This is a genomic window from Chryseobacterium sp. PCH239 (assembly GCF_018924625.1).
Classification (GTDB): Bacteria; Bacteroidota; Bacteroidia; order Flavobacteriales; family Weeksellaceae; genus Chryseobacterium; species Chryseobacterium cucumeris.
Genome location: NZ_CP073027.1, coordinates 3,405,342 through 3,430,270 on the forward strand (window position 1 = coordinate 3,405,342; position 24,929 = coordinate 3,430,270).

Here is a 24,929-nt window from a genome sequence, read left to right on the forward strand (position 1 = left end):
AAGTAGGTTTTATTTAATACTTTAAGCTGTTTTTATTGGTTTTTTCTTTTTTCTCCCCCACCAGATCATAAATCCGGTAACCGGAAGAGAAGCGCAGATAATACTTACAATAAAAGCGATGATCTTGGTGGGAAGTCCCAGAATAGCACCAACGTGAATATCATAATTGGCGCTCACAACCTTTTCTCCAAAGTTTTTGTCCTTAGGATCATGAGTGTGCAGCAATTCCCCTGAGTTCTCATCAAAGATTAAGCTGCTGCTTTTATGGTAAGAATAAGAAAGATGTTTTACGTACACCTCAAAGTTGGGATGTTCGTGGTCATCCATATGCGGATGTCCTAAATCGATAGCGAAACCATAAGATTCAGGATATTTTGTCTGTACTGTATTGATGATTTTATCCAGTGTTCCTTCTGTTCTTAATTCGATAGGTGCCTTTGTTTTAATATGTGAGAAGTCAGGATACTTTGTTTGTCCACCGGAAAATATCACGTAAATCATCGCCTGTACTACAAAAAAAGCATAGAAAAGACCTGTAATTGAGAAGATTAAAGCAAAAATCGACGCGTAAAATCCTAAGACATTATGGAGGTCGTAGTTCTTTCGTTTCCAGCTTTTGATATTTTTCCATTTGAAGGCAAATCGCTGTTTTCTTGCTGCTTTGTTCTTTGGCCACCAGAGGATAATCCCTGAGATCAGCATAATGATAAAAATGATAACAGGAATTCCAACCACATACGTTCCCCAGTCCTGCTTCAAAAGATAGCTCCAGTGGATCATTTTTACAATATTGAAGAATCCGTTTTTTTCATCATAGACTCTCAGTACTTTCCCTGTGTATGGGTTTACATAGGCCTGTTTGTAGATAGGAAATTCATCAAAATAGTTCCAGGCATCTGTATTATGTTCATACCAGAAGAAAATATAGGACATTTTTTTATCAATAGGAACATTTACCCAGTGGATAGGATATTTCTCTTTTACCTGTTCTGCCACAGCCTTTTCCATCACTCTGATGGGAAGGACCTGTTTCTGCTCTATATTTTGCTCGTGATGGTAGATGACGTCTTTTCGGGTGATATTTTCCACTTCATCTTTAAATACGTATAATGCTCCGGTAATAGAGATAATAAAGATCAGAAATCCTATTCCCAACCCGAACCAAAGATGCAGCTTGGCAGACCATTTTTTGATAAAGCCCGGTTTCTTTTTATGATGATGCTTTTTCTTCATATAACAGTAAAAAGTAAAGCAAAGATATGCTTTACTTTTTATTTAGATTAATTAAAATTTGTATTCAATCATGAATGTCCCTCTCAATCCAAGAGCATTGGTAAAATCACTGTCTCTTGCAGTCCACCATGAAATAGCAGGCTGATACAGTTTGTTGAAAAGGTTTTCAATACCTAATGATACTCTCCAGTTGGTGTCAACCTCATAACTGGATTTGAAATTGAAAACAGTATACTCAGGTACATATCCTTCACCATAAGCATACAATCCCGTCTTGGTATTTGGTTCAAATCTGTTTTGCTGGAAAGAGTGAAGCATATCAAGACCAACGGATAGAGCTGGAACAGGTCTTGCCTGAACATAAGCCAATACTTTAGGCGCAGAAATTCTGCTGTTGTTGATCTTGGTTGAATAATCACCGTCGTCCTTTATAGAGGTAATTCCTTCCATCCAGCTGTAGCTTCCACCAAACTGAATCCATTTTGTAGGGCTAAAGTGTAAAAATCCTTCTACCCCGTATACAATCTCGGGAGATCTCTGAATCATCAATGCTCTGTCTGGACTTTGTACGAATGATGCTCCCAGTTTCGATGTGCTTACATAAGAAGTTAATTCATAATTCAACCAGCTGGAAAGCTGTCCTGTTGCTCCCAATTCGTAGTTGTTTACAATGATTGGTTTTGTTTCCAGGCTTTTGATGGTTTCAGAAGTTGAGGTTCTTAAAATTCTTCCTAACTCATTGATAGAGTAGGCCTGAGAGAAGCTTCCGAAAAGGTTGATATAAGGCTCAATATTGTAACGAATTCCAATATTTCCTACCAATGCATTGTAGTTCAGTTTTCCACCCGCGACAGGAATACTTTTGGTGAAAGTTCCGTCACTTTTCAGGGTAGAAAGGGTATTGAAGTCATCTACATTTACTTTGATGTTCTCGTAACGAAGTCCTCCTTTGATGGTGAACTTTTTAAACAGATCTATTTTTGCCAGTACGAAAGGTGCAATATTGGTCATGTTCATATTCGGAGTCCAGAAACGTCCGTCTTCCAGTTTTTGTACCGTTTCATCATTCAGAATATCGGCTCCGTAGATAATTTCTCCCTGAGAGTTGGCTGAGTTCCAAAGCTGGGTATCAAAATTGAATCTTGCTCCTGCTTTTTTTGAGATTACATTCGACTGCCCGCCGTTGAAAAAGGTGTCGCTGTAACCGTAAACGGTTTTAAAATCCTGATAGTAAAGGTTGATATTCAAAGACGTTCCTGCAAACAGGTTCTTATTGTCGTAGCTTACTCTTATGTTGTGGTTTTTAGGAGTTCCCTGAGGAGTGGTTTCCAATCCTTTTCCAATTCCTTCACCAATGGTTGGCGTGATACCGTATTTACCTGTTTTTAGTCCTACATTCAAATCTGATCTTGAAGAATAACCAATATAAGAAGCCTCAATTCTCTGATTTTCGTTGACGTCATAACCTATTTTCAACAGTCCGTTGTAGTTGTCCATCTTCGCAATGCTATACGTAGGACTTATCAAAACACCATCACCGTCTTTTGTATATCCTGTTCTTTCGTAGGCTAATGAAAGGGTATAATCAAACTTGTTGATCTTTCCCGATAAAAGCTGACTGGCTCTTACTCCTAAAGTACCTCCATAAGGCTGCCCTGTAAGCCCGATCTGTGAAATCCCGGAGATTTTTTTATCTGTTTTGCTTCTTTTTGTAATATAATTGATGATCCCTCCGTCTGCTCCGTTACCATAAATGGAAGAAGCTCCTTTGATTACCTCTATTCTTTCGATCGCTGAAGGGTCAATGGTTCTTAAATCTCTTGCTCCGTTACGAAGTGGGGTAGACTGTGGAATTCCATCAATCAAAACCAGAACCTGACGTCCTCTTAAGGTCTGTCCTGTATTGGATGTCTGTCCCGAATTGGTTCCTAAACTGGGAACGGTATACTGCAGGATGCTTGTGATATCTGAGTTAACGGTCAGCTGAGACTGAATCTGTTTCTCTCCTACCACCGTTACGGAGCTTGGAACTTCTTTGATGCTTTCCTTTTTTCTGGAAGCAGTCATGACAACCTCGTCTACATTTTTAGTTTGTAAACTATCTTTTACCTGAGCAAAAACAGTAGCAGTTCCTAAGCAGGCAGCTGATAAAAGCACTTTTTTCATTATATTTTCTTTCCTTTTTTCTTTCTTTTTCCCCACCAGACCAGAAATCCGGTTACAGGGAGCGATGTACATGTGAGGCCGGCTATAAACCAGATGACCTTTCCAATGATTCCGAAGTAGGAACCGGTATGGATGTCGTAATTGGCGTTGGAATATTTCTCGGCAGTATTGAGATTGTGATGAGGTTTATTGGCGAGTAGTTTTCCGGAGTATTTGTCGAATGTCAGGATGTTTCTTTCACTGTATCTTCCATCCATTCCGTAAACCGTTACCGGAAGATTCTTCAGTTCTTTTCCTTTTTTATTCTTTCCGTTCAAAGTAATTCTGAAGCTGGATGATTTTGCGTACAGCTTTTGAGTTTGTGTCGCAGCGAGATCAAAAACAGCTTCATTCTTTGCTATCAGAGAGTCCGGAGATTTTCTTTCTTTTTCCTTTGGAAGTTCCCATGAACCTGATAATGCAAAAGTAAAAGTGTTTTTTACATAGGGATAAGCAAAATAAAGCCCTGTAATACTTAATAGCAATGCAATAAATGATGCATAGAATCCAAGAACATTATGAAGATCATAATTTTTACGCTTCCAGTTTTTTACATTTTCCCAGTTGAACCAAAAACGTCCTTTTCTTGCATTTTTGTTTTTAGGCCACCATAAGATGATTCCTGTAATCAGCATAGCGATAAAAAGGACAGTTGGGATTCCTACAGTATACGGTCCCCATTCTGAATTAAGCAGAAGTCCCCAGTGGATATATTTCAGGATGTTGAATACATCATACTTCTCATTATAAACCGCCAGGATTTGCCCGGTGTACTGATTCACATAGACTAGTTTGTTGATGTGTACCTGCTGAAAATAATTCCATCCTTTTTTGCTTTTGTCATAGTACTCAAACTGGTAGGATTTATTTTTATCCAAAGGAATTTCTACAGCGCTTACAGGATATTTTTCATTAAGTTCCAGCGTAACTTTTTCACGAAGCAGATTAATAGACAATGGCTTTTTTCCGATATCCTCCTTTTTCAGGTAAATGGCTTCTTTGCGTAAGCTATTCTGTATTTCATCCTTAAAAACATATAAAGTCCCTGAAAGAGAGACTATAAATACAATGATTCCAACAGATAAACCCAGCCACAAATGCAGCTTTGCAGACCATTTTTTTGTGGAAGAAACCTTCTTTTTATGATGATGCTTTTTTCTCATAGCAAAAAGTTAACCCCATGAGGGGCTAACCTTTGATTTTTTAAAATTTATATCCTATTGATACTCTCCAGTTACGCGGAGCATTGTAGATCCAGGCATATTCTCCTCCATCACCTCTATATCCGCTGTAAAGCTTTCTGTTAAGAACATTGTTCAACATAAAGTTAATATCGAATTTTTTAGCAACATAAGAAACGCCGAAGTTGGTATCAAAATAATCAGGAAGACTCTGATCTTTTGTGGCACTTACCCCATACCAGGATTGTCTTCCTCCCTGATATTGATATCCTGCAGAAATACCGAAACCATTTAAAACACCATTCTGGAATCTATAGTTGATCCAGGTATTCTGAACATTTTTTGCATTTCCTGGAGACTGAACTCCAATTCTTGCAGGATCTGTGTCTTTGATGGTTTTTGCATCAGTGTAGGCATAGTTTACAATGATGTTCAATCCTTTGATGATTTCTCCTTTGATATCAGTTTCAAAACCTCTTGCTCTCTGCTCACCTGTAGCCACTTGGAAGGGCTGTCCTTCATTTTGTTCTTTAGGTCCCGCAACAAGAATATTTTGTCTTCTGATTTCGTATACTGCAAAAGTAGAGTTCCATTTTCCTCCGAACCAGTCTTTTTTCAATCCGAATTCAATATTCTGTCCTCTGAAAGGATCTGTAATTTTGGTTTTGTTAATTCCTGTTCCGGATTGTGGTACGAAGGTTTTATCATAGATACCGTAAGCAGAGAAATTTTCATTAATAGAATAACTCACTCCAACTCTTGGTGTAAACTCACCAGCTGTATCAGGTACAATGGGAGTCCCTGGACTTAGATTAGGATATGCGGAATAAGTTTTACCGCTTGTATATCTTCCTGCTAATGTTAATCTCAATTTATTATTGAACATTTCAATCTGATCCTGAGCGTAATAAGAAGTATATTTTACGCCCTGATCGTTATAAAACGGAGCAGAAGTGTTTAATGTATAAAAATCAGAAGATGGAAGTTTTGAAGGATCTACCCCATAATTTACATTATAAATGTCAATTGGGAATAGTAAGGTTTCTTTGCCATCTACAATTTTTGAATAAGAAGAAAAGTCAGCAGTGTATTTTCTGTCTCCGTAATCAAATCCCGCGATTATTTTATGAACAATATTCCCTGTATTAAGTGTTCCTCTCACATAGGTCTGGAAAATATGATTTTTTCCTTTTGCCTGCCAGTTGCTTAAGGTTCTGTTTAAAACATTTTTATTGGCTGAATCAAAAGTTCCCCACCAAGAACCTCCGTCGTAATTCAGATCCATATAAGCATACTGTGTGCTCCAAACCCAGTCTTTGAAAAGCTTCTGGTCTAAACTTAAGAATAAACTCTGGTCTTTTACTTCAGTTTTCTTAAAGTTAGGGTCATTAAAGTTGGTATGTACATTCAGTGAAGCGTATCCGTCGTTTGACATCAGATAAGCTCCAGGCTGATTGAATTTTAAGTATTGATAGTTGTATTGAGCTGTAAATGTAGTGGTTTTTGTAGGTCTGAAAGTAATGGAAGGGGCAACAATGAATTTGTTTGTTTTGTCATTTTCCACCCAGGATTTATTAGAGCTTCCCATCAAATTGATACGGTAGTCTAAAACCCCGTCTTTTACAAGAACTCCATCCAGATCAGCTTCTCCTCTGAAAAGATTATAGCTTCCTGTGGTGAAACGTACACTGTTGGCAAATTTTCCGGTAGGTTTTTTTGTAACTACATTATAAAATCCGGCAGGATCTCCCATAGAACCCATAAATCCGGCAGGACCTTTTACAAACTCTATTCTGTCTATGATAGATGCGTCAGGATTGATGGGTCCCCAAGTAGAAGAAACATTCATCCCGTTCATGAAAGTAGCAATACCTGCTCCTCTCATGAAAACATTGGAATATACATTATCCCAGTGTTCTACTTTTCTTGCCCCACTTACGTTACGGACTATTCCTTCAGACATATTTAGAGTCATCTGATCAGCAAGAACCTGTGAACTTACAGACTGTACATTTTGTGGCAGCTCAAGAATAGGAGTCTGAATTCTCAGTGAACCTGAAACCTCATTCAGCTTGTACTTCTGATAATATCTTCCGTTAACAACTACTTCTTCAATATCATTGGATTTGATGGTGTCTTTTTTTTGCGCAGAAACCAACATTGTTCCCAGTGCGGAAGCACAGATCAGTACATTTTTCATGAAACTCAAATTTTCTGCAAATATATTATTTTTAACTGTTCTAAATAAATAATAAGATTGATATTTATCATAAAATTATTATATAGTGAATAACAAAAAACCGCTATGGTCAATGCCACAGCGGTTTTTGTATGATTTTATTAAATTTTTCTTAAGCCGGAATTTCGCCTTTATATAAGAAAGAAATAATTTCTTTGTTTAATTTATCGATCATTTCACTGAATAAGTGGAAAGATTCCTGCTTGTAAATTACCAATGGATCTTTCTGCTCGTAAACAGCTCCTTGTGAAGATCTTCTTAAGTCGTCCATCTCACGAAGGTGAAGCTTCCAGTTTTCATCGATAATTGATAAAGTGATATTCTTTTCAAAATCGTTCACTAAACTTTCACACTGAGTATCGTAAGCTTCTTTAAGATCAGCTACAATTGTCATTGTTTTGTGTCCGTCTGTGAATGGAACCTGGATCATTTTGAACATTGAACCTTGATTTTGGTATACATTCTCAATGATTGGGAATGATTTTTCTTTCAATAGGTTCAGCTTCATTTTGTAGTCTTCCTGAGCTGCTTTGAATAAGATATTCGTCAGATCCTGAACGTTTTTATTATTAAAATCACTTTGAGAAACCGGAGATTCCATTGTGAATGTTTTAATGATTTCGTATTCAAAATCTTTATAATTTCCTGAAGCTTTTCCTTTCGCAACGATAGAATTGGCAACATCGAAAATCATATTTGTGATATCATATTTCAAATGGTCTCCGAATAAAGCATTCTTTCTTCTCTTGTAGATTACATCACGCTGTTTGTTCATAACGTCATCGTACTCAAGAAGCCTTTTTCTTGTTCCGAAGTTATTTTCTTCCACTTTTTTCTGAGCTCTTTCAATAGACTTACTGATCATAGAGTGCTGAATTACTTCTCCCTCTTTGTGACCCATTCTGTCCATCATTTTAGCAATTCTTTCAGAACCGAACAAACGCATTAAGTTATCTTCAAGAGATACATAGAACTGAGAACTTCCCGGATCTCCCTGACGTCCCGCTCTACCTCTTAGCTGTCTGTCAACACGTCTTGAATCGTGTCTTTCTGTACCGATGATGGCTAAACCTCCTGCATCTTTTACTTCTTTAGAAAGCTTAATATCGGTACCACGACCTGCCATGTTGGTTGCAATGGTTACAACTCCCGGCTGTCCTGCTCCAGCTACAATCTCAGCTTCTTTTTTGTGAAGCTTCGCGTTCAATACCTGGTGTGGAATCTTTCTTAACTGAAGTGCTTTTGATAGTAACTGAGAAATCTCAACAGAAGTAGTACCTACCAGTACAGGTCTTTTCTGTGCTGTTAATTTTTCAATTTCCTCTATTACAGCATTATATTTTTCTCTGTTAGTTTTGAAAACTAAGTCTTGCTTGTCATGTCTTAAAATAGGACGGTTGGTAGGAATTACCACAACGTCTAATTTATAGATTTCCCAAAGCTCTCCAGCTTCAGTTTCAGCAGTACCCGTCATTCCCGCAAGCTTGTTATACATACGGAAGTAGTTCTGAAGCGTGATGGTTGCAAAAGTTTGAGTAGCTGCCTCAATTTTTACATTCTCTTTCGCTTCGATCGCCTGGTGAAGACCGTCTGAATAACGACGTCCCTCCATGATACGACCTGTCTGCTCATCAACGATTTTTACTTCACCATCAATGACTACATACTCATCATCTTTTTCAAATAATGTGTACGCTTTCAATAGCTGACTCATCGTGTGAACACGCTCGGATTTTTCAGCAAAATCAGAGAAAAGTCTTTCTTTTGCTTCAAACTCTTCTTCTTTAGAAAGGTTCTTAGCTTCTACTTCAGCAATCTCAGTTCCGATATCAGGAAGTACGAAGAAGTTAGGATCAGAGTTACCCTGAGACATGTATTCAACACCTTTGTCTGTAAGGTCTACCTGATTGTTTTTCTCCTCGATTACGAAGTAAAGATCTTTATCTACGATCGGCATATCACGGTTGTTGTCCTGCATGTATTGCGCCTCAACTTTCTGAAGCAATGCTCTGTTTCCGCTTTCCGATAAGAATTTGATTAATTGTCTGTTTTTTGGAAGACCTCTGTATGCCTGAAGTAATTTGAAACCACCTTCTTTTGTATTTCCTGCAGCGATTAATTTCTTCGCTTCATTGAAAATAGCAGAAACGGTTTTCTTTTGTACTTCAACAATTCTGTCGATAGAAGGCTTAAGAACATCAAACTCCTGTCTGTCTCCCTGAGGAACCGGACCTGAAATGATCAATGGTGTTCTGGCGTCATCTACCAATACAGAGTCCACCTCATCCACGATAGCAAAGTTAAGTTCTCTTTGTACCAATTCTGAAGGTGATGTCACCATGTTATCTCTCAGATAATCGAAACCAAACTCGTTGTTCGTTCCGTAAGTAATATCTGAGTTGTATGCTTTTCTTCTTCCGTCTGAATTCGGCTGGTGATTATCGATACAATCGATAGACATTCCGTGGAATTGATAAAGAGGACCCATCCAAGCGGAGTCTCTTTTTGCTAGGTAGTCGTTTACGGTTACAACGTGCACTCCTCTTTCCGGAAGTGAATTTAAGTAAATAGGTAATGTTCCTACCAAAGTTTTACCTTCACCGGTTGCCATCTCGGCAATTTTACCACTGTGAAGAATAACCCCTCCGATAAACTGAACATCATAGTGGACCATATCCCAAACTACAGGAGTTCCGGCAGCGTCCCATGAGTTTTTCCAAATAGCTGTGTCTCCCTGAATGCTAACGAAATCTTTTCCTGAAGCGACAAGTTCTCTATCCCAGTCACTAGCAGTTACACGGATTTCTCCATTCTGAGCCCATCTTCTTGCCGTTTCTTTGATCAATGCAAAAGCTTCGGGAAGAACCTGAACCAGAACTTTCTCTTCAATTTCGTAAGATTCTTTCTTTAAAGACTCAATTTTTGAGAAAAGAGCTTCTTTTTCATCAACGTTGGTTGAATTTTTTATCTGCTCTTTTATCTGTTCTATTTGAGCTGTGATCTTACTGGTTGCAGATTTTATATTCTCTTTAAACTCAGCAGTTTTTTGTCTCAACCCATCATCCGACAATTGTTGAATGCTAGGTTCTACAGCTCTGATTTTTGTTACAACTTTTTTTACTTCTTTTAGGTCCTGCGCTTTTTTGTCTCCCAAAAACCCTTTAAGAACTTTGTTTAAAAAACTCATAAATTTTTTGCTTTATGCTTAATGCAAAATGCTTTAAGCGTTTTAAATAACACTTATCGTGTAAATTATATATAAAAAGGGCAAAAAAGCTCTAAGCATGCAGCCTAAAGCTTATCGCTTTATTAATATTCGTCCTCGTTCCAAAGGAAATCCTCGTCAGTAGGATAGTCACTCCATACCTCTTCGATAGATTCATAAATTTCTCCTTCGTCTTCAATAGCCTGAAGGTTTTCTACTACTTCCATAGGTGCACCAGTTCTGATGGCGTAGTCGATAAGCTCTGCTTTTGTCATTGGCCAAGGTGCGTCACTTAAATATGAAGCTAATTCTAATGTCCAGTACATAATTTTCTAATTTTTTGCAAAAGTATAAAAATAGGTTGTATAATAAACTTTTTTATACTTGATTTTCAATTCTTTTTATAATTTTTCTTATAAATGGCTGTCACAAACTAACTGGCAGCTATGTCAGCAATTTACTTATTGTCGTTTTCTCAAAAACCATTCCACAAATTTTTTTATGCCATTTTGGAAGTCTGTGGCCGGTTTATACCCTATCAAATCCATTGCTTTTGCAATGTCGGCATTGGTTTTTGTGACATCTCCCGGCTGCAATGGCAGAATTTTTTTGATGGCAGATTTTCCCAGCGTCTTTTCGATTGTAGCCACCATTTCAGACAAAGTGATTACTTGATTTTCGCCCAGATTCACAATTTCATAAATTCCTGAATTGTTTTCAAGATAAAGAATAGACTTGGTAATTCCATCAATGATATCATCTATATAAGTATAGTCTCTGGCCGTATTTCCGTCACCATAGAAAGGAATTTCCTGATTTTCCGAAATGAGCTTTGTAAACTTGTGTATAGCAAGGTCAGGTCTCTGTCTTGGCCCATATACCGTAAAGAATCTGAGCTGGATCATATCTATATGGTATAGATTATGGTAAACATGTCCTATAATTTCTCCGCTTTTCTTGGTAGCAGCATAAGGAGAGATAGGATTGTCTACATTATCTGTTTCCGTAAAGGGAATTTTCTCATTGTTTCCATAAACACTTGATGAAGATGCACAAATGAATTTTTTAATATGGAAATCCTTACACAGTTCCCAAAGATTCATAGTACCTCGTACATTCACTTCTTCGTACTCCAGAGGACGTTCAATAGAAGGGCGAACACCGGCAAGTGCAGCAAGATGGATCACCATGTCAATATGATGATTCTTAAAGATGTTTTCAAGACCTTTTAGGTCCCTGATATCCTGCCAATAGAGGGAATATTGGTCTGAATGGGTGAGGGAAACCAAACGCGGAATATCCGTCTCTTTTTCTGAGAACTCAAAATCCGAATTTTTACCGATTGACTCCAAAGTATTTTTAATTTTTACCTGATAGTCATAGAAATCATCAAAATTGTCAATGTTTATGACAGAATGTCCATTTCTTAATAATCGTTCAATTAAATGGGAACCGATGAACCCACTACCGCCTGTTACAAGATAAACCATTTGTATTTTTTATGAGCACAAAAATATAAATTTTACTTTTTGAAAAATATAATCATTAAATTTACTTAAAAAGTAATATAAATATAATATGCAGTTTCAAGGGCAAATTTTAAAGATGACAAGCGTCGATGCTAAGCCAATCCAATACTACCTCAATCTTTCTGGAGATCTGATCCATATGAATGAGCTGTTTGGAAAGGAGTTAAGCATCAAACATACCGGATTTCAATGTGTAAATTGTGGTGAAAATAAACCAATTTACAGAATGGGATTCTGCAAAAACTGTTTTTTTGAAAGCCCTTATGCAAGCGATACCATTATCCGCCCGGAACTATCTACAGCTCATTTGGGAGTTGCAGAGCGAGATCTTGAAGTTGAAAAACAAATTCAGCTGCAGCCACACACTGTTTATCTGGCCTATACAGGAGATGTAAAAGTAGGCGTAACCAGAAATACACAGATTCCTACGAGATGGATTGATCAGGGTGCAACTTTTGCATTACCCATCGCAAGAACGGAAAACCGTTATGAAGCAGGAATGATAGAAGTAGCTTTAAAAGAACATCTGGCAGATAAAACCAATTGGAGAAAGATGCTGCAGGATGATTTTGAAGGAGAAGTAGACCTTGCTGATTTCCGACAAAAGATAAAAGAATATTTTCCCGACGATTTCCAGAAATTTTACAGTGACGGTGAAGAGCTGTGGATGTTTGATTATCCTTTTGAAAAACCGGAGAAAGTTTCATCGTTTACATTAGATAAAAACCTGAGTTTACAGGAAAGCTTACAGGAATTAAAGGTCAGTATCTTGGATTTGAAGGAGGTAATTTTATCAATGTAAGAGGGCATGAAGGGTATGTAATAGAACTGGAAATAAAGAATTGATCTATATAATAGGAAAGAACCAAATCACAAAATATGAAAAAATGGGTTAAAAGGCTATTAATAACTTTCGGAGTCCTGGCAGGAATTCTTCTTGCTGCGAATTTCGGACTGAATCTATGGCTCAAAACCCAACTTCCGGAATACATCAAAAAAAATACAAACTATAAAGTTTCTTACAAAACGCTGGATGTTGATCTGGGAACAGGAAATATCTTTGCAACAGGAATTTCAGTTAACAGTAAAGATCCGCAAAATACAGACGTTATTGGTTTGCAGGGAACTATTGATACCTTGAAAATAAGCCGTTTCGGAATTTATGATGCTGTTTTTAATAAAAGAATCAGCTCGTCAGACCTTTTGTTGGCTAAACCCAATTTAAATGTCATTCTTGCCAAACCTGTCGACCGCAAAACCGGAAAGAAAAGAAATCCGGTTTCATTTGAAAATATAAGAATTAACGAAGGTAAAATTGCTGTTTTCAGGCATACAAAGCAGAAATTTCTGTCTGTCCAACAACTGGATCTGTTTGTAGAAAATTTACAGATGACGGAAGAATCCGTAGAAAATAAACTACCCGTTGTTTTTGACAAATACAGCATCAAAGGACAAAAATTCTTTCTTCGTCCAGATGAAACATATGCGGTTACCATCAGCAGTATAAATACAAGTAACGGACAGATGGCTGTTGAGAATTTCAGGCTGACCCCGCTGCTCTCTTTTGCTCAGTTTAAAAAGTTTTATCCTAAGAAGGCTCAATTATTTGAATTTGCAGTTCCCAAAATGGATTTTACGGATGTTATTTTAAACAAAAATAAAGTTTCACTTACGAATGCAGACTTTGAGAATCCTGTTCTGACAGTCTATAATACAGGAGTAAAGACCAAGAAAGCCGAAAAAAAAACAAATTTTGAAGTTGATTTAAAAAATATAAAGCTGAATAATGCCATAGTAAAGATCACAAAAACGGATGGAAATAATCTTCTGTCAGTAGGGAATCTTAGTGTAAATATCAATCAGCTGATGTTTAATAAAGAAACTTCTGAGCAGATTATTCCAATAGGATATAAAGATTTTACTATAGCCGCAAGGAATATTGAATATTCCAATGCTCAGAATATTACAATACGAAGTCTTGCGCTGAAGCCTGCAAACGGTGAAATCAGGGACGTCATACTGACACCAGGGCACCCTGCAGAGAGAAAAGCAACAGTAGTGTTAAAAACAGATCATATTGCTTTTAATATCAATAAACTGGAATTCGTTGATAAAAAACTGAATGTGGATCTTAAAGATCTTCTCGTAGAAAATGTTAACGGAACTTTTAAAGCAGGTGAAAAAACAACCAATAAATCTGCCGGACCAGGGATTATTAATTCCTTTATCATCAGAAAAACATCCTTAAAAAACTCAAACATTACTTATGATAAAGGAAAACAACCACTGACTTTCCATGATCTTAACGCAACGGTAAATGATATTGAATTATCACCTAGACCTAATCAAAAAGGGCTGTCCTTCAAAGTAAAAGAGTATTATATTACCACTAGAAATCTGGCTTATAAAACGCAGTTTTACAATATGAGCCTTGGGCTTATTAAACTGAATAAAAATAAGGTACAGATTAACAATTTTGCCATGAAGCCTCTCGTTTCAAGAGCACAGTTTATCAAAATGATACCCGTTGAAAGAGATCTGTATAATTTAGAAGCCGGACAAATTACTGCAAAAGGAGAGTGGGATCTTTTTTCTCACAACAAAATGGTTAATGCTTCCCAGGTAGACATTGAGTCTGCAAATGCGAATATTTTCAGAAGCAAAATTCCTAAAGATGATCCGAAGATAAAAGCATTATATTCTAAAATGCTGCGTTCCATTAAGATTCCGATGACCATTCATAATCTGGATCTAAAAAACTCTGTCCTGGTCTACGAAGAAGATACTCCTGAAAGTATGGGACCGGGAAAACTGACCTTCAGCAACTTTAATATGAACGTTAAAAACCTGAATTCATCTAAAATTAAAGGAAAGCCAACAAAAGTAGATATTAACATCAATTGTTCTTTCATGAACCTGTCACCACTTTCTGTCAACTGGAACTTTGATGTTGCAGATCATAATGATAGATTTGCAATTTCCGGAAAAACAACCGGTCTTCCAGCAAATGGAATCAATCCTTTTATCAGGCCTTATCTTCATGTGACAGCTACTGGAGGAACTATTCAGGAAATGCTTTTTAACTTTAAAGGAAACCCTGCCGGATTACACGGAACTTTTAATCTTAAACATAAAGACTTAAAAATTGCCGTATTAAATAAGAATAACCATGAGAAAAAAGGGTTTCTGACTGCAGTAGCCAATATTTTTCTGAAATCAGATTCAGGAAGCTTTCCGGAAGCTGTTACGGTAGAAAATGTAGAACGTGACCCTACAAAGTCTTTCTTTAATCTTTTCTGGAGAGGAATAGAGCAGGGATTGAAGAAAACCCTGATTGGTAAAAATGTTGAAAAAACAGAAAAGAAAGTCAAAGAAGCAGTTTCTTCTGTAAAGGATATGAAACAATCGGTAAAAGAAATAAAACAGGAAATAAAAAATAAAAAAGAAACTCCCCAACCGGAAGCAGAGAAAAAAGAAAAGAAAGGTTTCCTGAATAATGTGTTCAGAAAAAAGGAAAAAACTGAAGAATAATTCTTTAAACCATTAAGACAGATCCTTTTGCGGCCGGTCATAACCACTGTACAGTCTTTAATTGAAAACAACCTTAATGGTTTAAAAAATTAATATGTGATTGAGTTGTTAAAAATTGAATTCATCACTTTCCTGAATAGGGATATCTCTTAAAAACTTGTCAAATTCTTCGCCTGGATAATTGCTGTCTGCACCATAGGAATCTATAATCATCCCACGATTTCCTGCATTGTCCTTCACAACATAAAGTACAGCATTATCATCAGGATTGCTGTCTCCCTCGAAGCGATAAGTTTTTAAAATGACCAGTTCAGAGGGTTGATACACCTTGTCAGAGTTTTCAAACTTCATTTCACATTTATCATTCATTCTGAACTCCCTGTGTATTCCTCTTTCAGAGAGTGTTTTCATCACCTGGCTCAAGGTTGTCATTCTGTCTATGTTTTCTGGATTTTCCATAATAATATTTTTATTTTTAAGTACAATAATTAAACCATTGCAAACTTTAAATATAAGAAAAATAGCAGATTGCAATTTTCCTAAAAATAAAGTTGAATGTTAACAAAATTTATAATTAAAAAAAATAAAATAGGTATGCTTTTTGCAATGGTATCAATAATAAATCAGAGAAAATATGAAAAAAGAAGTTGGAGTTTTACTGGCAGGAGGAGTTGGTCTTTTGGCAGTATTGAGTTTAATAAGCATTAAAAAATTTTGACTAAAAAAGATAAAAAATATAGTGATTCCTATTCGGACTATCACAGACACTTTGATGAAAAAAATAATGATGATGAAACTCATGGAGTAGAATTATTCGCGCTGAAGTAGTAAAAAAATATATTTAATTATGTTTAAATCCAACGCTTTTGAAAGTGTTGGATTTTTTTGTGGAAAACTTTAATGTTAAAACTCATTATTTTATAAAAATTCCATTCTAATTTTACACCGGAATGCAAAACGAAAATTTCATAAAAGGTCAGGGAGCTCAGCGAAACGTTGTCAATCGTTTCGACAGGTATACCTATGAACCAGAAGATGAGGATTTCGAAACCGTAAAGACTTCTTTTACGGAAGTATTTCCCAAAACCATTGTCAATCAGGTCAAAAGTGAAGACCTTCCAATTGAATATTCGATGAACCCTTATCAGGGATGCGAACATGGCTGTTCTTACTGCTTTGCAAGACCTACTCATGAATACTGGGGTTATAGTGCCGGGGTTGATTTTGAAAGAAAAATCATGGTAAAGAAAAATGCCCCTGAGTTATTGGAGAAATTTTTTCAAAAAAAGGGCTATAAAGCCGCCCCGATTCTATTGTCCGGAAATACCGACTGCTATCAGCCGGCCGAAAGACAATTTGAAATTACCAGAAAATTACTGCAACTCTGTCTTGATTACAGACATCCTGTCAATATTTTGACAAAAAATGCACTGGTGCTAAGAGATCTAGATATTTTAAAACCTATGGCAGAACAGAATCTGGTATCTGTTTCTCTAAGCATTCCAACCATCAACGAAGAACTGAGACGAAAGATGGAGCCGAGAACAAGCTCTGCAAAAAATAAATTAAAAGCAGTTGAAATTCTTTCTGAAAACAATATCCCCGTACATGTAATGGTAGCACCCATTATCCCAGGACTCAATAGTGATGAGCCTTTAAACATATTAAAAGCTATTTCGGATGCAGGTGCTTTAGGATTCGGTTATACCCTTGTAAGACTAAACGATACCGTGGAACCAGTTTTTATAAACTGGATTGAAACCCATTTTCCGGACAGGGCACAAAAAGTTTTAAATCTTATCCGCTCCATGAGAGGAGGAAAACTGGGTGATAAAAGATATTTTGAACGACAGAAAGGAGAAGGGAATATTGCAGAAATGATTCATACCACCTTTAAGATCGGCAAAAAGAAGTTTTTTGAAGGCAAAGAGTTTCCAAAGCTTTCAACGTCTAACTTTACTGGATCCCGCGATCAGCAGCTACGGTTATTTGATTAAGCTTGCCTTATATATATAATATAAAATAGAGCCTACCTCTTTATTCTTCTTCCCGCACTCTCAAACCCTTTTACTCTCAAACTATCGAACTTTTTTCAGGAGCTAATTCCTGCTATCCATTTCTACTCCTCGCGCCAGCGCTCTCCTACGCTCCAACCCACCACTCTCCAACCCAAGCTGCGGGGTAACCATTGCTATCAGGGCTAGGGAAGGAGTCGTTAATGATAAGTGGTGAATGATGAATGATGAATGATGAGGTTCTGGTTATTGTGTTTCGAGATTTGGGTCTCCATGTATAAAAGGAATATTGGTTTGAATTTTCATATTGCAGAATTCTATGGAAACATATTATTGAGTATAAATCCCTATTCCCATTGTATCATTCCGCAGGAATCCAAATTCTTTACAAGAGCGCTTGTAAGTTGGCAGGATAATATCTGAGGTCTTTTAGCAGTTAGTATTAGCCATGTCATGCTGAGCTGAGTCGAAGCATTATAATTAATTACGGGTACAGGAGTTAAATCTTATTGTTCTATATTTATATATTAAATATACTCTTCAGTCTTCGTCGAGGAAAGTCAGCTCTCTAGTCTAGTCTCTCTATTATATAATATATACTTTATTTGATCATAGCCACCCAAAACCCCGCATCCCGCACCCCGAATCCTCTTCTCTCCCCCTCAAACGCTCAAACTCTCCCACACTCCCACGCTCTCACCCCGATCTTCCAAACAAATGTTTAAAATTTTTCTCTCTGCCTTCCAGTTGATTAGGATAAAAACCTATCCGAATATGAAATTTATGTTAAATAAACTTGTTTTGCGTTGTATGAAGTTACTATCTTTGCCCCACTGAAAAACGAAAGACATTCAGTAGCGCAGAAGCGCCTTTAGATGGGCAGAAACGATATTACTTCCAAAAAGAGACGGACGAAAAAAACTTTAAAACTTTTTGTAAAAAAAAGTTGCCAGTTTAAAAAGAGTTTGTATCTTTGCAGTCCCAATTAGAGGGAGCGCAGGAGTATAGAGATTGAAGTTTTGAGAAGGATTAAGGTTACTTAAAAAACTTTAAAATTTTCTTCAAAAACATTTGGTCATTAAAAAATAAAGTTTTACTTTTGCACTCGCAAATACGGAGCAGCACTGACAGAGAGATTGCTTCGTTGAAAAGCGAAAGATATAAAGATCATTGACATACAATATAACAACCAAGTAAGGAAAAACTAAAGCGTTAAAAACTTTGAGTGAGTCAGACAAACATACAATGGAGAGTTTGATCCTGGCTCAGGATGAACGCTAGCGGGAGGCCTAACACATGCAAGCCGAGCGGTAGAGATCTTTCGGGATCTTGAGAGCGGCGTACGGGTGCGGAACACGTGTGCAACCTGCCTTTATCTGGGGGATAGCCTTTCGAAAGGAAGATTAATACCCCATAATATACTGAATGGCATCATTCGGTATTGAAAACTCCGGTGGATAGAGATGGGCACGCGCAAGATTAGATAGTTGGTGAGGTAACGGCTCACCAAGTCTACGATCTTTAGGGGGCCTGAGAGGGTGATCCCCCACACTGGTACTGAGACACGGACCAGACTCCTACGGGAGGCAGCAGTGAGGAATATTGGACAATGGGTGCGAGCCTGATCCAGCCATCCCGCGTGAAGGACGACGGCCCTATGGGTTGTAAACTTCTTTTGTATAGGGATAAACCTACCCTCGTGAGGGTAGCTGAAGGTACTATACGAATAAGCACCGGCTAACTCCGTGCCAGCAGCCGCGGTAATACGGAGGGTGCAAGCGTTATCCGGATTTATTGGGTTTAAAGGGTCCGTAGGCGGATCTGTAAGTCAGTGGTGAAATCTCACAGCTTAACTGTGAAACTGCCATTGATACTGCAGGTCTTGAGTGTTGTTGAAGTAGCTGGAATAAGTAGTGTAGCGGTGAAATGCATAGATATTACTTAGAACACCAATTGCGAAGGCAGGTTACTAAGCAACAACTGACGCTGATGGACGAAAGCGTGGGGAGCGAACAGGATTAGATACCCTGGTAGTCCACGCCGTAAACGATGCTAACTCGTTTTTGGAATGTAAGTTTCAGAGACTAAGCGAAAGTGATAAGTTAGCCACCTGGGGAGTACGAACGCAAGTTTGAAACTCAAAGGAATTGACGGGGGCCCGCACAAGCGGTGGATTATGTGGTTTAATTCGATGATACGCGAGGAACCTTACCAAGGCTTAAATGGGAAATGACAGGTTTAGAAATAGACTTTTCTTCGGACATTTTTCAAGGTGCTGCATGGTTGTCGTCAGCTCGTGCCGTGAGGTGTTAGGTTAAGTCCTGCAACGAGCGCAACCCCTGTCACTAGTTGCCATCATTAAGTTGGGGACTCTAGTGAGACTGCCTACGCAAGTAGAGAGGAAGGTGGGGATGACGTCAAATCATCACGGCCCTTACGCCTTGGGCCACACACGTAATACAATGGCCGGTACAGAGGGCAGCTACACTGCGAAGTGATGCAAATCTCGAAAGCCGGTCTCAGTTCGGATTGGAGTCTGCAACTCGACTCTATGAAGCTGGAATCGCTAGTAATCGCGCATCAGCCATGGCGCGGTGAATACGTTCCCGGGCCTTGTACACACCGCCCGTCAAGCCATGGAAGTCTGGGGTACCTGAAGTCGGTGACCGTAACAGGAGCTGCCTAGGGTAAAACAGGTAACTAGGGCTAAGTCGTAACAAGGTAGCCGTACCGGAAGGTGCGGCTGGAACATCTCATTTTAGAGCGTCTTAGGACGTTAAACAAAATCAGTGTCGTAAGATACAAAATACTTACTTAAAGCATAGCTTTAGTTTTTTGTTTGGTTGATATATAAAAATACAAAACCCACTAGAAATTAGTAAAGGGATTGAGAGAGGCAAAGAAGATAAAAGCAGAGAGAGAAAGACGAAGAAATTAGTCTGTTATCTATCAGTCTATCATCTTTTACGTCTAAAAGACAGTCTCGTAGCTCAGCTGGTTAGAGCGCTACACTGATAATGTAGAGGTCGGCAGTTCGAGCCTGCCCGAGACTACTAATTGAAAGACAGGAAGAGATCAGCTATTAGACATCAGACATTTAGGTCTGAGATCTGGAATCTGATATCTAAAGTCTACTAGAGGGGGAATTAGCTCAGCTGGCTAGAGCGCCTGCCTTGCACGCAGGAGGTCAAGGGTTCGACTCCCTTATTCTCCACAGTTTTGGAGGACTGATTTAAAAGTTACGAATGGAGCCAAAAACAACATTTGTTCATCAGTTTGAAAGAAAGAAATTAAGATCATTGACATTAACGGTAAAGACATCACAAAGAGAAAACCGAGCGCATAAAGCGCTTGAGTAACCAATAGGAAAGAAATCGTTAAGGGCGTATGGCGGATGCCTAGGCTTTCAGAGGCGACGAAGGACGTGGTAAGCTGCGAAAAGCTGCGGGGATTGGCACACACGAATTGATCCGCAGATATCCGAATGGGGCAACCCGGCATGTTGAAGACATGTCACCTCGCAAGAGGAGCAAACCCGGAGAACTGAAACATCTAAGTACCCGGAGGAAAAGAAATCGAAGAGATTCCGTAAGTAGTGGCGAGCGAAAGCGGATTAGCCCAAAAGTCTTTTTATGTTTAGAGGAATGTTCTGGAAAGAACAATCATAGAAGGTGATAATCCTGTACTCGAAAGGCATATAGAGATGATAAATGAGTAGGGCGGGACACGTGAAATCCTGTCTGAATATGGGGGGACCATCCTCCAAGGCTAAATACTCCTGAAAGACCGATAGTGAACAAGTACTGTGAAGGAAAGGTGAAAAGCACTTCGAATAGAAGGGTGAAATAGAACCTGAAACCGTACGCCTACAAGCGGTCGGAGCAGCGTAATGCTGTGACGGCGTGCCTTTTGCATAATGAGCCTACGAGTTAATTTTACTAGCGAGGTTAAGGTATTAAGTACCGGAGCCGGAGCGAAAGCGAGTCTGAATAGGGCGCATAGTTAGTAGGATTAGACGCGAAACCTTGTGATCTACCCATGGGCAGGTTGAAGCTCTGGTAACACAGAGTGGAGGACCGAACCGGTTGACGTTGAAAAGTCTTCGGATGACCTGTGGGTAGGGGTGAAAGGCCAATCAAACTGGGAGATAGCTCGTACTCTCCGAAATGCATTTAGGTGCAGCGTCGTATATAAGTTTATTAGAGGTAGAGCTACTGATTGGATGCGGGGGTTTCATCGCCTACCAATTCCTGACAAACTCCGAATGCTAATAAATGTTCTACGGCAGTGAGGGCATGGGTGCTAAGGTCCATGTCCGAGAGGGAAAGAACCCAGACCAACAGCTAAGGTCCCCAAATATATGTTAAGTTGAAGCAACGCGGTTGGACTGCATTGACAGCTAGGATGTTGGCTTGGAAGCAGCCATTCATTTAAAGAGTGCGTAACAGCTCACTAGTCGAGCGGTCCGGCATGGATAATAATCGGGCATAAACATATTACCGAAGCTATGGATTTATATTTTAGATATATCTGGTAGGAGAGCATTCTATTTGCGCCGAAGCAGTACTGTGAGGTATTGTGGAGCGGATAGAAAAGAAAATGTAGGCATAAGTAACGATAAAGCAGGCGAGAAACCTGCTCACCGAAAGACCAAGGCTTCCTCAGCCATGCTAATCAGCTGAGGGTTAGTCGGGACCTAACGCGAACCCGAAAGGGGTAGTGGATGGACAATGGGTTAATATTCCCATACTTGCTCACAATAAAAGGGGACGGTTGGATGTAGCTGCTGGAGACTGACGGAATAGTCAAGGCCTAGCCTTCGGGCGAAGCTGCTGTAGTGTAATCTGATCCAAGAAAAGCCGAAGTGAAGCAACCCGTACCAAAACCGACACAGGTGGTCGAGGAGAGAATCCTAAGGTGCTCGAGTGAGTCGTGGCTAAGGAACTAGGCAAAATAGTCTCGTAACTTCGGAAGAAGAGACGCCAACAGCAATGTTGGCCGCAGTGAAGAGGCCCAGGCGACTGTTTATCAAAAACACAGGACTCTGCTAAATCGAAAGATGCTGTATAGGGTCTGACACCTGCCCGGTGCTGGAAGGTTAAGGAAGGTGCTTAGCGTAAGCGAAGGCATTAACTGAAGCCCCAGTAAACGGCGGCCGTAACTATAACGGTCCTAAGGTAGCGAAATTCCTTGTCGGGTAAGTTCCGACCTGCACGAATGGTGTAACGATCTGGGCACTGTCTCAGCCACGAGCTCGGTGAAATTGTAGTATCGGTGAAGATGCCGATTACCCGCAATGGGACGAAAAGACCCTGTGAACCTTTACTATAACTTCGTATTGACTTTGAGTAAGTAATGTGTAGGATAGGTGGGAGGCTTTGAAGCAGGCACGCTAGTGTTTGTGGAGCCGACGTTGAAATACCACCCTTTACTTACTTGGAGCCTAACTTCTTTCAGAAGGACATTGCGTGGTGGGTAGTTTGACTGGGGTGGTCGCCTCCAAAAGAGTAACGGAGGCTTTCAAAGGTACCCTCAGCACGCTTGGTAACCGTGCGTAGAGTGTAATGGCATAAGGGTGCTTGACTGTGAGACCTACAAGTCGATCAGGTGCGAAAGCAGGACATAGTGATCCGGTGGTTCCGTATGGAAGGGCCATCGCTCATAGGATAAAAGGTACTCCGGGGATAACAGGCTAGTCTCCCCCAAGAGCTCACATCGACGGGGAGGTTCGGCACCTCGATGTCGGCTCGTCACATCCTGGGGCTGGAGAAGGTCCCAAGGGTTGGGCTGTTCGCCCATTAAAGTGGCACGCGAGCTGGGTTCAGAACGTCGTGAGACAGTTCGGTCTCTATCTATTGCGGGCGTTAGATGTTTGAGAGGGCTTGATTCTAGTACGAGAGGACCGAATTGAACAAACCTCTGGTGTATCAGTTGTACCGCCAGGTGCACCGCTGAGTAGCTACGTTTGGAAGAGATAAGCACTGAAAGCATATAAGTGCGAAACTCGCCTCAAGATGAGACATCTTTTAAGGGTCGTTGTAGATGACGACGTTGATAGGCTATAGGTGTAAAGACAGTAATGTCATAGCCAAGTAGTACTAATTACCCGTAGATTTATAGTCTATGGTTACTAATATAAACCAGGTGCTTTATGCGCAGTGAAGGTTTTGTCTTTGTGAAAGTTTTTATCGCTTAAAACAGATGTCAGATATAAGACATCAGATACCAGACCTTGAAGTCTGAAATCTGAAATCTATCCTCTGATATCTTATATACCTTCTTTAGGGTGGTTTTAGCGGTGGGGCTCACCTGTTCCCATTCCGAACACAGAAGTTAAGCCCACCAGCGCCGATGGTACTGCTAACGCGGGAGAGTAGGCCGCCGCCAGTTTTTATTTTATTTTTAAAAAACCTTTATCTTTACGATAAAGGTTTTTTTGTTATATACCTACATCAACACCAAACCCACTCAACATACTCCCCAAACTAACTAACACAAAATCCAAACAGAAACAGAAGTAATGAGTAATAGGTAATGAGCAGTGGATAATAGATAAAGATAATAGATGTTCGTAGTAAGTAGTCCATCTCATCTATCCGCTATTCTTCTTCCTCCAGCTTCAGGCTTCCTGCTTCCAGCCCTCTGTTTTTTATTCTTTATCCAACGATGGGTCTTTACCTTCAATACTGTTTATTCTTCCCAGGCTGTTACTCCTAAGGAGTCTAAATAAGGTTTTCTTTATTAAAATGCTTCGACTCCGCTCAGCATGACAATGCCAATACTAACTGCTAAAGAATCGTGGACATTATCCTGCCATCTTGCATCCTTTAAACCTCTAGTAAATAAGTCTGGATTCCTGAGGAATGAAATAATTGGAATAAACGTGCATCCTTACACTTGCAGTTCTGAGATCTAATCGCTGTACCTCGTACCTCGGAAATTAGGATCTCTATCTTTTAAGGCCGTAAATCGCTTATTGTGGTTGAAAGCTGATTCACGTATATAAACGAGATTTAATCCCTCAGAATTCACCTTATTTTAAGTCAAAAGAAATAAAAAAACCGCTTCTCTAAAGAAACGGTTCTTATGGGTTACATTTTGATTGTAATCTTACATATCATTGTTGGTATCCGGGCATTTGAAATCATCGCTGCAGGTTGCACAAACAATGGTTCCATTACAATAGTACATGCAGAAATCTGCTTCAGGAAGGGTGGCACCTCCTGAAATGTTTTTTAATTGGTCTTTTTTTAGTTTTTTTAGATTTTTCATATGGTTTTAATTGAAAATTTGTAAGTAAAGTAAAAATAGTTAAAATATTTTTAATTAATAATCTCTTTTACATTAAAAATAAAAAATTAATATAACAAACAGCTTTGAGAGCTATATGATCAATGATTTGTATATAAACATTTGATTGCTAATAAAATAAATGCTATTTTTAAGGTAGCGTTATCCGAAAAGCTTACAGAGTAGGAAAAACTAAAACTATAACTATGAAAACACTAAAAAACTTTCAAGAGACGACAAGAGAAGTATTGTTGCGGGTGCCAATTTCCCAGCCTATTGCTTAGAAGGCGGTGGACCGTGAGAAGGCGGCTGTTCTGCAGGACAAATCTGTTCGGGGGGAAAATGTGTTCCTTACGAAAATCCTGGAGGTGGAGAAAATCCTGGCGGCGGTGGAGATACATATACCTGCATCTGTCCGTGGGGTACTTTTACACAATCGACTCCTTGCCCAGAATTTTATTGTATAACAGGATAGGACAAAATTGTATTATTAATTAACTC

At 39.0% G+C, this 24,929-nt stretch carries 11 protein-coding genes, 2 tRNA genes, 3 rRNA genes and 1 pseudogene; 8 read left to right on the forward strand and 9 right to left on the reverse strand.

The features are described from left to right. Positions 1-21: 21 nt before the first annotated feature. The 7 genes from KBP46_RS15815 to KBP46_RS15845 form a co-directional block, all read right to left on the reverse strand. Entirely contained in the window at positions 22-1,233 is a 1,212-nt protein-coding gene (locus KBP46_RS15815; protein WP_216443659.1) for a PepSY domain-containing protein, read from the reverse strand. A 51-nt stretch (positions 1,234-1,284) separates the two neighbouring features. Continuing rightward, positions 1,285-3,399: a TonB-dependent receptor gene (locus tag KBP46_RS15820; RefSeq protein WP_216443660.1), complete on the reverse strand. Its 2,115-nt coding sequence runs from the start codon at positions 3,397-3,399 to the stop codon at positions 1,285-1,287. Further along, positions 3,399-4,601 carry a PepSY domain-containing protein gene (locus tag KBP46_RS15825; RefSeq protein WP_216443661.1) on the reverse strand — a complete coding sequence of 401 codons (1,203 nt, stop codon included), beginning with the start codon at positions 4,599-4,601 and terminating at the stop codon, positions 3,399-3,401. The genes KBP46_RS15820 and KBP46_RS15825 overlap by 1 nt, the downstream gene beginning before the upstream one ends. 40 nt (positions 4,602-4,641) lie before the next feature. Next, positions 4,642-6,819, reverse strand: coding sequence for a TonB-dependent siderophore receptor (locus KBP46_RS15830; protein ID WP_123278788.1), 2,178 nt, complete (start codon positions 6,817-6,819; stop codon positions 4,642-4,644). Positions 6,820-6,970: 151 nt separating this feature from the next. Continuing rightward, a complete protein-coding gene (gene secA / locus KBP46_RS15835) occupies positions 6,971-10,045 on the reverse strand; it encodes a preprotein translocase subunit SecA (RefSeq protein ID WP_123278789.1) in 3,075 nt (1,024 codons plus the stop codon). Positions 10,046-10,167: 122 nt separating this feature from the next. After that, entirely contained in the window at positions 10,168-10,389 is a 222-nt protein-coding gene (locus KBP46_RS15840) for a DUF2795 domain-containing protein (protein ID WP_002662059.1), read from the reverse strand. A 135-nt stretch (positions 10,390-10,524) separates the two neighbouring features. After that, positions 10,525-11,553: a GDP-mannose 4,6-dehydratase gene (locus KBP46_RS15845; RefSeq protein WP_120232250.1), complete on the reverse strand. Its 1,029-nt coding sequence runs from the start codon at positions 11,551-11,553 to the stop codon at positions 10,525-10,527. An 88-nt stretch (positions 11,554-11,641) separates the two neighbouring features. On the opposite strand from KBP46_RS15845, the pseudogene KBP46_RS15850 reads away from it, so the two are divergent. Both KBP46_RS15850 and KBP46_RS15855 read left to right on the forward strand, forming a co-directional pair. Next, positions 11,642-12,438, forward strand: a pseudogene (locus tag KBP46_RS15850) (DUF2797 domain-containing protein). A gap of 33 nt (positions 12,439-12,471) precedes the next feature. Next, positions 12,472-15,123 (forward strand): hypothetical protein, encoded by a 2,652-nt coding sequence (locus KBP46_RS15855; RefSeq protein ID WP_216443662.1) that lies wholly within the window; start codon positions 12,472-12,474, stop codon positions 15,121-15,123. Positions 15,124-15,231: 108 nt separating this feature from the next. Here KBP46_RS15855 and KBP46_RS15860 read toward each other — a convergent pair whose 3' ends face one another. Further along, the gene (locus tag KBP46_RS15860; RefSeq protein WP_120232247.1) at positions 15,232-15,582 is read right to left on the reverse strand and encodes a hypothetical protein; all 351 of its coding nucleotides are present in this window, start codon (positions 15,580-15,582) and stop codon (positions 15,232-15,234) included. Between the two features lie 491 nt (positions 15,583-16,073). Here KBP46_RS15860 and KBP46_RS15865 point away from each other — a divergent pair, with 491 nt between their 5' ends. The 6 genes from KBP46_RS15865 (at position 16,074) to rrf (ending at position 23,528) form a co-directional block, all read left to right on the forward strand. Next, positions 16,074-17,120, forward strand: coding sequence for a PA0069 family radical SAM protein (locus tag KBP46_RS15865; protein ID WP_216443663.1), 1,047 nt, complete (start codon positions 16,074-16,076; stop codon positions 17,118-17,120). A 1,260-nt stretch (positions 17,121-18,380) separates the two neighbouring features. Next, a 16S ribosomal RNA gene (locus tag KBP46_RS15870) occupies positions 18,381-19,897 on the forward strand. A gap of 220 nt (positions 19,898-20,117) precedes the next feature. Continuing rightward, positions 20,118-20,191, forward strand: a tRNA-Ile gene (locus KBP46_RS15875). Positions 20,192-20,278: 87 nt separating this feature from the next. After that, positions 20,279-20,352: transfer RNA gene (locus KBP46_RS15880), tRNA-Ala, on the forward strand. A gap of 153 nt (positions 20,353-20,505) precedes the next feature. After that, positions 20,506-23,260, forward strand: a 23S ribosomal RNA gene (locus KBP46_RS15885). 160 nt (positions 23,261-23,420) lie between these two features. Beyond that, positions 23,421-23,528 (forward strand): 5S ribosomal RNA (gene rrf, locus KBP46_RS15890). Together the 16S, 23S and 5S rRNA genes with 2 tRNA genes alongside form the textbook arrangement of a ribosomal RNA operon. A gap of 720 nt (positions 23,529-24,248) precedes the next feature. On the opposite strand, the gene KBP46_RS15895 is transcribed toward rrf, so the two are convergent. Then, entirely contained in the window at positions 24,249-24,410 is a 162-nt protein-coding gene (locus KBP46_RS15895; RefSeq protein WP_167348790.1) for a hypothetical protein, read from the reverse strand. Positions 24,411-24,929 lie beyond the last annotated feature (519 nt).

Bases quoted from the DNA above. Each gene is read 5' to 3' on its own strand.
- KBP46_RS15830 (WP_123278788.1), bottom strand. From the start codon at position 6,819: ATGAAAAATGTACTGATCTGTGCTTCCGCACTGGGAACAATGTTGGTT.
- KBP46_RS15825 (WP_216443661.1), bottom strand. From the start codon at position 4,601: ATGAGAAAAAAGCATCATCATAAAAAGAAGGTTTCTTCCACAAAAAAA.
- KBP46_RS15840 (WP_002662059.1), bottom strand. From the start codon at position 10,389: ATGTACTGGACATTAGAATTAGCTTCATATTTAAGTGACGCACCTTGG.
- KBP46_RS15815 (WP_216443659.1), bottom strand. From the start codon at position 1,233: ATGAAGAAAAAGCATCATCATAAAAAGAAACCGGGCTTTATCAAAAAA.
- KBP46_RS15845 (WP_120232250.1), bottom strand. From the start codon at position 11,553: ATGGTTTATCTTGTAACAGGCGGTAGTGGGTTCATCGGTTCCCATTTA.
- secA (WP_123278789.1), bottom strand. From the start codon at position 10,045: ATGAGTTTTTTAAACAAAGTTCTTAAAGGGTTTTTGGGAGACAAAAAA.
- KBP46_RS15865 (WP_216443663.1), top strand. From the start codon at position 16,074: ATGCAAAACGAAAATTTCATAAAAGGTCAGGGAGCTCAGCGAAACGTT.
- KBP46_RS15820 (WP_216443660.1), bottom strand. From the start codon at position 3,399: ATGAAAAAAGTGCTTTTATCAGCTGCCTGCTTAGGAACTGCTACTGTT.
- KBP46_RS15895 (WP_167348790.1), bottom strand. From the start codon at position 24,410: ATGAAAAATCTAAAAAAACTAAAAAAAGACCAATTAAAAAACATTTCA.
- KBP46_RS15860 (WP_120232247.1), bottom strand. From the start codon at position 15,582: ATGGAAAATCCAGAAAACATAGACAGAATGACAACCTTGAGCCAGGTG.
- KBP46_RS15855 (WP_216443662.1), top strand. From the start codon at position 12,472: ATGAAAAAATGGGTTAAAAGGCTATTAATAACTTTCGGAGTCCTGGCA.